This is a genomic window from Parabacteroides sp. Marseille-P3160, from assembly GCF_900162725.1.
Taxonomy (GTDB): Bacteria; Bacteroidota; Bacteroidia; order Bacteroidales; family Tannerellaceae; genus Marseille-P3160.
The window spans coordinates 2460217-2468648 of record NZ_LT799418.1; the positions used below are offsets into that span (position 1 = coordinate 2460217).

Here is an 8432-nt window from a genome sequence, read left to right on the forward strand (position 1 = left end):
CTTCCCTTATTCAAATCGGATGCTCTTGGCCGGATCGATCTTGGTGATCATGTAGGACGGACCGAGCATCATCATCATGGATGCGGCCAGCGTTCCTATATTCAGAAGGATAAGGGAGACAATACTGAGATCGACGGGCACGGCATCAACGTAATAAACGGCCGGATTCAGCGGCAGCAGATGGAAATGCGCCTGTATGACACAGATGCCGATCCCGATTATATTTCCCCATAACATTCCTTTCCCGATAAGAAAGAAGGAGATGTAAAGGAAGATCTTCCGGATACTTTTATTGTTTTGCCCTAATGCCTTTAAAATGCCGATCATGTTCGTCCGTTCGAGAATGATGATCAGTAGCCCGGAGATCATGGTGAATCCCGCGACGGCAAAGATAAGAAGTAGGATCATGACCACGTTGGTGTCGAGGGCGTCCAGCCAGTTGAAGATCATCGGATTCAGTTCCTTGATAGAACGGACGTAGTAACCGTTTCCCTTGCGGTCCTGTTTGTCCGTCAGGGCGAAATAGAGTGATTCGGCGGTCTGGTCCAGATGATTGTAATCGTCGACAAGGAGTTCCACCCCGCTGGCCTCCTCCTTATCCCATTGGTTGAGCCGGCGGATCTGTTTGATGTCGGCAATGACAAACAATTTGTCATAATCTAAAAAGCCGGTATCATAGATTCCGCTGATCCGGAATTTACGGACGCGGATATCTTCCTGTATGAAGTAGGCGAGGAAGGAGTCGCCGCTCTTCAGGCCGACCAGGTTGGCCATGGCTTGCGACACCAACACTTCGGTCGTCGTGCTGTCGGGTTTTACGATAAATACATCCCCCTCTTTTAAGTTGTTGCGGAAGAAACTCCAATCGTAGTTTTCGTCTACTCCCTTCAGCACCATGCCTTGGAAATCAGTCTCGGTCTTCAGAATACCCCATTTGGTGGCAAAAGGCTCGACATGCCGGATGCCGGGAAAGTTTCCGAGCATAGTTATCAAGCTGTCGCTGAGTGTTATCGGGGTGGATTCGTAGGACGAATTGCTATCCAGGTTGGTGATCTGGATATGTGAGCCGAATCCGATTACTTTGTTGCGGACTTCTTTCTTGAAGCCGATAACGATCGCTACGGAAAGGATCATTACGGCCAGGCCCAAAGCGATGCCGATGATGGCTATCCGTACGGCCGGAGGCGCGGCTTTGCGGCTTCCGTCACTTTTACTGAAGTAGATTCGTCTTGCTATGAATAGTTCTAAATTCATTTATCTTGGCCCATTATCCGGCCCGGATAGGCTTCCAATGCTTTGGAAAGGACTAACAGCGCTTTTCTCAGGTCTTCTTTCTTGAGGACATAAGCCAGGCGCACTTCGTCATCTCCGTATCCCGGAGTTGTATAAAAACCGGAGGCGGGGGCCATCATAACCGTTTGTCCTTCGTATTCAAAATCACTGAGGCACCATGCACAGAAGGTTTCCGCGTTATCGACCGGTAATCTGGCCACGGTATAGAACGCGCCCATTGGTATCGGCGAGTAACATCCCGGAATCCGGTTGATGCCGTCTACCAGAAAATTACGGCGCTCCAGGTATTCGTTATATACTTCCAGCATATATTCTTCGGAAGCATCCAAAGAGGCTTCGGCGACGATCTGACCGATTAACGGCGGACTCAGGCGCGCCTGGCACCATTTCATTACGTTTTCCTTTACCTGTGTGTTCTTTGTGATCAGCGCACCGATACGGATTCCACACTCACTGTATCGTTTGGATACGGAATCGACCAGAACGACATTATTTTCGATACCTTCGAGATGGAAAGCAGAAATATACGGGGCACCCGTATAGCAGAATTCGCGATATACTTCGTCGGAAAAAAGGAATAAGTCGTATTTCTTCACGATGTCCCGCAACTGATTCATCTCTTTTTGTGTATAGAGGTAACCGGTCGGGTTGTTCGGGTTGCAAATCATAAGGGCTTTTGTGCGGGGCGTGATCAGTGCCTCGAACCGGTCGACCGACGGCAAGACGAATCCCTGATCGATAGAGGAGGGGATAGTCTTGATAATCGCACCGCTTGAGATGGCGAATGCCATATAGTTGGCGTAGGCCGGTTCCGGAATGATGATTTCGTCTCCGGGATCAAGACAAGCCATGAATGAAAAGGAAACCGCTTCGGATCCTCCGGTCGTGATGATGATGTCGTCGATATCGACATTGATACGAAATTTCCGATAGTATTTTACCAGTTTCTCACGAAAACTGCGGATCCCTTCGCTCGGGCTATATTCCAATACGCTACGATCCAAGTGACGCGCCGCCTCGATCGCGACTTCCGGAGTCGCCAGGTCAGGTTGTCCGATATTAAGGTGATATACCTTAAGTCCTTTTGCTTTAGCGTTGTTAGCGAGCGGTACTAACTTCCTGATCGGTGATGCAGGCATGTTAATTCCGCGTTGTGAGATCGTAGGCATCTTCTTCTTTTTAATTGGGTTATTTCTGTTGTAAAAAGTGAGGCAAAAGTAGTCTTTATGGCACTATTATGCAAATAAAAACCGGACTTAAATGCCCGGTCGCGCCGAATCGTTGCTTGCATGTGTGGTTGAAATAAAAGCATTCGGATCTATTTTGTTTACATTGTCTTTGAAAATACGAAAATCTTTGCGTTCCAGGATGGTGAAAATGATCTCTGTTTCTTTCCCTTCGTACATCCCTTGTCCGTGAAGGAAGGTCCCCCGTTTGCCCATTTTGTTTACCAACAGGTCCTTCAGCTCTTCTCTTTTACGGGAAACAACAAAGACGGCACGTTTGGGGTTCTCGACCTGGAACATTTCGACGACTTTCCCGAATACGAAGATGGTGAACCAGGAGTAGAGAGGCACGGCCCAATCTTGGAAAGCCAATAGTCCGATAAAGACAACACAGGAATCGACGATGATAATCATATTCCCTACTTTCATATTTGTGTTCTTTGCCAGAATCCGGGCGAGTACGTCTGTTCCGGCGCTTGTACTTTGCGCCTTGAAAATACAGGCGACTCCCAGTCCCAAGATGCTTCCGCCGTAGAAGCAGGCGAGGAAGGTATCGTTCGCAACCAAAGGTTGGTCTCCGAAAAACAGAGACAAAGAATCGGTAAGGAAGGAGATGAGCAAAAAGGTGACGACTGTCCTCGGACCGGAAGCCAATCCTAACTTCTTGATCGCCAGAATCAGCAGAGGGACATTGAAAAACAAGGCTGTCGTTCCGATAGGCAGTCCTTCGGGAAACCAGGGGAAAACGCCTTTGGTTATGTAGTGGAGCACAATGGAGATACCGTATACTCCGCCTGGGACGATCTTATAGGGGGCAAGGAATAATACATAGCTGAGCGCTTGCAGGAAAGCACCGACTATGATAAACGAGTAATCTATCGCCTGTTTTTTTACAAGCGAACTTTGCGCTGACTCAGTTGACTTTTTCATGATCAAGGGGCTTAAAAAAAACGATGCAAAGATATGGATAAAAATGAGATGTCAATGTGTGTGCGCACTAAATCCCGGTATGATTCAGTTATCCTCAAAAACTTTTGAGCGGGCAAGCATACATGCGCCGATAACTCCGGCTTTATCTTTGAGCTTGGACAGAACGATATTGGAATCTTTATTTACAAGGTTCAATGAATATTTTTTTATGGCTGTTTTGATTGGTTGCATAATATAATCTCCTGTTGCGGAAACGGTACCTCCTATGATAACCATTTCCGGGTTAAAGATATTGATAAGTCCGGCGATTTGGCTTCCTAATTTCTGACCGATTTCTTCTACCAAATCGATGCAAAGGACATCCTCTTTGTTTACCGCTTCTATAATATCATCCAATGTGATTTTTTCACCGTTTAATATTCTTTTGGAAAGAAGGGAAGAGGCGCCTTCTTTTACTAGTTCGTACAGTCTTCTGTGCATCGCGCTTCCTGAAGCTTCGGTCTCAAGGCATCCTTTTTTTCCACAGTGGCATAAGATTTCATTGTCATAGGTCTTGACATGTCCGAATTCTCCGGAGAATCCGGATTTTCCCGTATATATTTTCCCGTCTATAATAATTCCAATAGCTAAACCCCAACTTAAATTAACGAAAATAATGTCTTTTTCATTCGTTACACAACCGGCTATATATTCTCCGTAGGTCATTGCCCGGGTATCGTTATCGATGGTGACTTTATATCTTAATTTTTCAAAGAGAATATCACTGAGTGGTATTTCATTGAAATAAAAGATGCTATAGCTGTAACCAGATTCGGGATTGACTCTTCCTGAAATATTTATGTCGATATTTAATATTTTCTTTTTATCTACGGTTTGTTTTTCTATAAACCGGGATATAATCTCACATAAATTATCCAGCGCCTTATGAGTATTTTCCAATAGGTATGGGATTCCCATTTCTATGTCGACCATTTCGCCTTTAAAATTGATTATTCCTATATTAATGGAAAACTGCTTGATATCTACACCTATAAAATATCCCGATTTTGGATTTAATCCATAAAGGTTGGGGTAACGCCCTCCTGTTGTTTCAAGTTTTCCGTAATCATCGATATAGTTTTCTTCACACATTTCCGTAATTAGTTTTGTTACGGTAGGTATGCTCAAATCTATTTCTTTCGACAGTTCGGTGATTGTGGAACTTACATTTTTAATATAGTAGTTTATTATTTTTTTCTTTATCATGGCGTTTTTAGTTCCCTTTTCTATTTCCTGCAGTAATATTTTATTCATCGTTTTATCCGGTTATTAGATTGATAAATTCATAATAATAAAGCAAATTTAAAAGAAAATATAATGATAAGATGCCTCTTCTTTTTAATTATATATTTTTATTTATTAGACGGATGCTTTTCACAGAATAGGCAGCCTTAATAAACAGGGAGTTATAACTTGTTTGATAAAAAAAAATGATATTTTAAGTATGATAGGTTGATATTTGTTGAATTTTAAAGAATATAATAAAATAATTTATTTATAAGTTGATTTATATGAAAAAATATAATTATATTTGCTGATGATATTTTTTAAGTATAATTCGTGTTCTTGTAACATAATGATTGAGTATTTGTTTTTATGGTAAATTATTGATGTTTTATCGTTTTGTTTTGTGTAATAATGTAAAATAATATTGGCATGAAGAAGAATGATCGCCGTGATTTTTTGAAAAAAACTTTAATTACCGGAGTTTCGGCAATGGCCATGCCGGCCTGGGCTGAAAACGCCCATGAATTGTCAATGGTTTCGGAGGAAGGTAAGTTGATCGTGCCGCAAAATAATGGTTTGCGTATTAGCGGGACTTTTCTGGATGAGATTTCCCATGACATACCTCATCAGAATTGGGGGGAAAAGGAATGGGACGCCGATTTTACGCATATGAAAAGTATTGGTATAGATACGGTCATTATGATTCGTTCCGGATATCGCAAATTCATAACCTACCCATCGGACTATTTATTGAAAAGGGGATGTTATATGCCTTCGGTTGATTTGTTGGACCTTTTTCTGAGGTTAGCCCAGAAGCATCAAATGAAGTTTTATTTCGGCCTTTATGATTCGGGAGAATATTGGGATACCGGAAATTTATCTACTGAAATTGAAGCGAATAAATATGTGATAGATGAAGTCTGGGAAAAATATGGGGATAAATACAAAAGTTTTGGAGGATGGTATATCAGTGGTGAAATAAGCCGCCAAACGAAGGGGGCAATCGATGCCTTTTATAAAATGGGGAAGCAATGTAAGGATGTTTCGGGCGGATTACCCACTTTTATATCGCCATGGATTGATGGCAAAAAAGCTGTAATGGCAGCTTCGGGACAACTTTCGAAAAACGATTCCGTTTCGGTACAAGAACATGAAAAAGAATGGGGCGAAATATTTGACGGCATCAAAGGCGCCGTCGATGCCTGCGCTTTTCAGGACGGCCATATAGATTATGACGAATTGGATGCCTTTTTTGAAGTTAATAAAAAATTAGCGGATAAATACGGCTTGCAATGTTGGACAAACGCAGAAACCTTTGACCGGGATATGCCGATTAAGTTTCTTCCGATTAAATTTGATAAACTTCGCTTAAAACTGGAGGCTGCCAAAAGAGCCGGTTATGACAAGGCCATTACGTTCGAGTTTTCTCATTTTATGAGCCCTCAATCGGCATATCTGCAAGCTGGACATCTGTTTGACAGGTATAAAGAATATTTTAACATCCGATAAACAGATCCAACGATGAATTCAACTGTAAATATAAGGTATATTAGTTTCTTATCTATTGTCGCAGCATTAGGCGGTTTTCTTTTCGGATATGATACGGCGGTTATTTCGGGGACCATAGCCAGGGTTTCCGTGCAGTTTTCTCTTGATGTCATCTCCCAGGGATGGTATGTTGGATGCGCACTTGTCGGATCGATCATGGGTGTTATGTGCGCCGGAGTTCTGGGTGACTATTTGGGACGAAAAAACACATTATTTATCGCAGCGGTCTTGTTTTCTGTTTCTGCGATCGGTTGTGCGGTTTCTACCGATTTCAACACCTTGGTTCTTGCGAGGATTATTGGCGGCCTTGGCATCGGTGTGGTATCTATTATTTCGCCTCTCTACATTTCGGAAATTTCGGTAGCTCAATATCGCGGGCGTTTGGTTTCCCTCTATCAACTGGCGGTGACGATTGGTTTTTTAGGTGCATACCTGGTTAATTTCGGATTGCTCCAATATTCGGAAGGCGGTTCTGCCGGGCTGTCAAGCCCTCTTCTGTTTAAAATTTTCCATACGGAAGTTTGGCGAAGCATGTTGGGGATGGCAGCTATACCTTCGATCTTGTTTCTAATCGTACTGTTTTTTATTCCTGAAAGTCCCAGATGGCTCATTCTGAAAGCGAATGAAGGAAAAGCATTGCCTATTTTGAATCATATCTACGGGTCGAATGAAAAAGGTGCATTGGAAATGAATGAAACCAAAAGTGCTATAGGAAACCAACCAAGGGTACATTGGCGGGAGCTTTTTAAACCCGGTATCCGAAAGGCTGTACTTATCGGGGCGGCAATAGCTATATTAGGACAGTTTATGGGTGTCAATGCCGTTCTTTACTATGGCCCGTCCATTTTCGAGAGCAGTGGGCTTTCAGGCAGCGATTCCTTATTTTATCAGGTTATTGTCGGTTTGGTAAATGTACTGACCACGATTCTCGCCATGTTCTTTATCGATAAGATCGGACGCAAAAAGTTAGTCTATTTTGGCGTGTCCGGGATGATCCTCTCGCTGCTGTTGATCGCCTTTTACTTCATTTTGGGCACCGGATTAGGGATTTCGAATATTTTCCTGTTAATATTCTTCCTCTTATATATCTTCTTCTGTGCGGGTTCTATCTCCGCCGTTATTTTCGTCTTGTTATCGGAAATGTATCCGATTAGGGTTCGTGGACTGGCGATGTCTATCGCAGGGCTTTCACTTTGGATTGGTACCTATTTGATAGGGCAATTAACTCCCTGGCTATTGGAAAATCTCCATCCGCAGGGGACGTTTATTCTCTTTGCCCTTATGTGCATTCCATATATGCTGATTGTATGGAAACTGATGCCCGAAACGACAGGAAAAACGTTGGAGGAGATAGAGAAGTATTGGGAGAAATAAATTTCATAAAACACGAAACACTATATAATCATAAAAGACATGGATTTCAAAAAATTAGAAGAGCAATATAAATCAGAATTGCTGGAGAATGTACTTCCCTTTTGGCTTCAAAATTCCCAGGATAAAGAAGAGGGAGGGTATTTTACCTGCCTTGAAAGAGACGGATCGGTTTATGATACGGATAAATTCATCTGGCTTCAGGGTCGTGAGGTTTGGATGTTTGCCATGCTTTATAACAAGGTGGAGAAAAGGCAGGAATGGTTGGACTGTGCGATACAAGGAGCGGAATTCCTAAAAAAGCACGGTCATGACGGCTGCCTTAATTGGTATTTTTCATTGGACCGGAAGGGGGATCCACTGATTGAGCCCTATAATATCTTCTCCTACACTTTTGCAACGATGGCGTTCGCGCAAGTAAGCGTCGCTACCGGAAGTCAGGAATATGCAGATATTGCCCGCAGGACTTTCGATATCATATTGTCGAAGGTGGATAATCCCAAAGGAAAGTGGAATAAAGTTTATCCGGGTACACGGGATCTTAAAAACTTCGCCTTACCGATGATCCTGTGTAATCTCGGGCTTGAAATAGAGCATTTGTTAAGTGAAGAATATTTGTTAAGTCTGATGGAGACTTGCATTCATGAAGTGATGGATATGTTTTACCGGCCGGAGCTGGACGGTATTATCATTGAAAATGTAACTACGGACGGGCAACTGTCCGATTCTTTTGACGGGCGTGTTGTCAATCCCGGGCATTCCATTGAGGCCATGTGGTTTATTATGGATCTGGGCAAG

The 8432-nt window shown here is 42.9% G+C and carries 7 protein-coding genes; 3 read left to right on the forward strand and 4 right to left on the reverse strand.

The features are described from left to right. Window positions 1–6: 6 nt before the first annotated feature. The 4 genes from BQ8014_RS09810 to BQ8014_RS09825 all read right to left on the reverse strand — a co-directional run bounded on the left by BQ8014_RS09810 (window position 7) and on the right by BQ8014_RS09825 (window position 4742). A complete protein-coding gene (locus tag BQ8014_RS09810; protein WP_080904182.1) occupies window positions 7–1254 on the reverse strand; it encodes an ABC transporter permease in 1248 nt (415 codons plus the stop codon). Continuing rightward, a complete protein-coding gene (locus BQ8014_RS09815) occupies window positions 1251–2462 on the reverse strand; it encodes a pyridoxal phosphate-dependent aminotransferase (protein WP_080904183.1) in 1212 nt (403 codons plus the stop codon). The genes BQ8014_RS09810 and BQ8014_RS09815 overlap by 4 nt, the downstream gene beginning before the upstream one ends. A gap of 87 nt (window positions 2463–2549) precedes the next feature. After that, window positions 2550–3449, reverse strand: coding sequence for a YitT family protein (locus BQ8014_RS09820; RefSeq protein WP_080904184.1), 900 nt, complete (start codon window positions 3447–3449; stop codon window positions 2550–2552). 84 nt (window positions 3450–3533) lie between these two features. Next, window positions 3534–4742: an ROK family transcriptional regulator gene (locus BQ8014_RS09825; protein WP_080904185.1), complete on the reverse strand. Its 1209-nt coding sequence runs from the start codon at window positions 4740–4742 to the stop codon at window positions 3534–3536. A gap of 462 nt (window positions 4743–5204) precedes the next feature. Between BQ8014_RS09825 and BQ8014_RS09830 the strand changes: the two genes are divergently transcribed. The 3 genes from BQ8014_RS09830 to BQ8014_RS09840 all read left to right on the forward strand — a co-directional run. Then, complete coding sequence (locus tag BQ8014_RS09830; RefSeq protein WP_369808827.1) at window positions 5205–6224, forward strand: DUF4434 domain-containing protein; 1020 nt, start codon at window positions 5205–5207, stop codon at window positions 6222–6224. Between the two features lie 12 nt (window positions 6225–6236). Next, window positions 6237–7637, forward strand: coding sequence for a sugar porter family MFS transporter (locus tag BQ8014_RS09835; RefSeq protein ID WP_080904187.1), 1401 nt, complete (start codon window positions 6237–6239; stop codon window positions 7635–7637). Window positions 7638–7676: 39 nt separating this feature from the next. Then, window positions 7677–8432 (forward strand): AGE family epimerase/isomerase (locus BQ8014_RS09840; protein WP_200814385.1); only part of this gene is annotated, 756 nt, incomplete at its 3' end.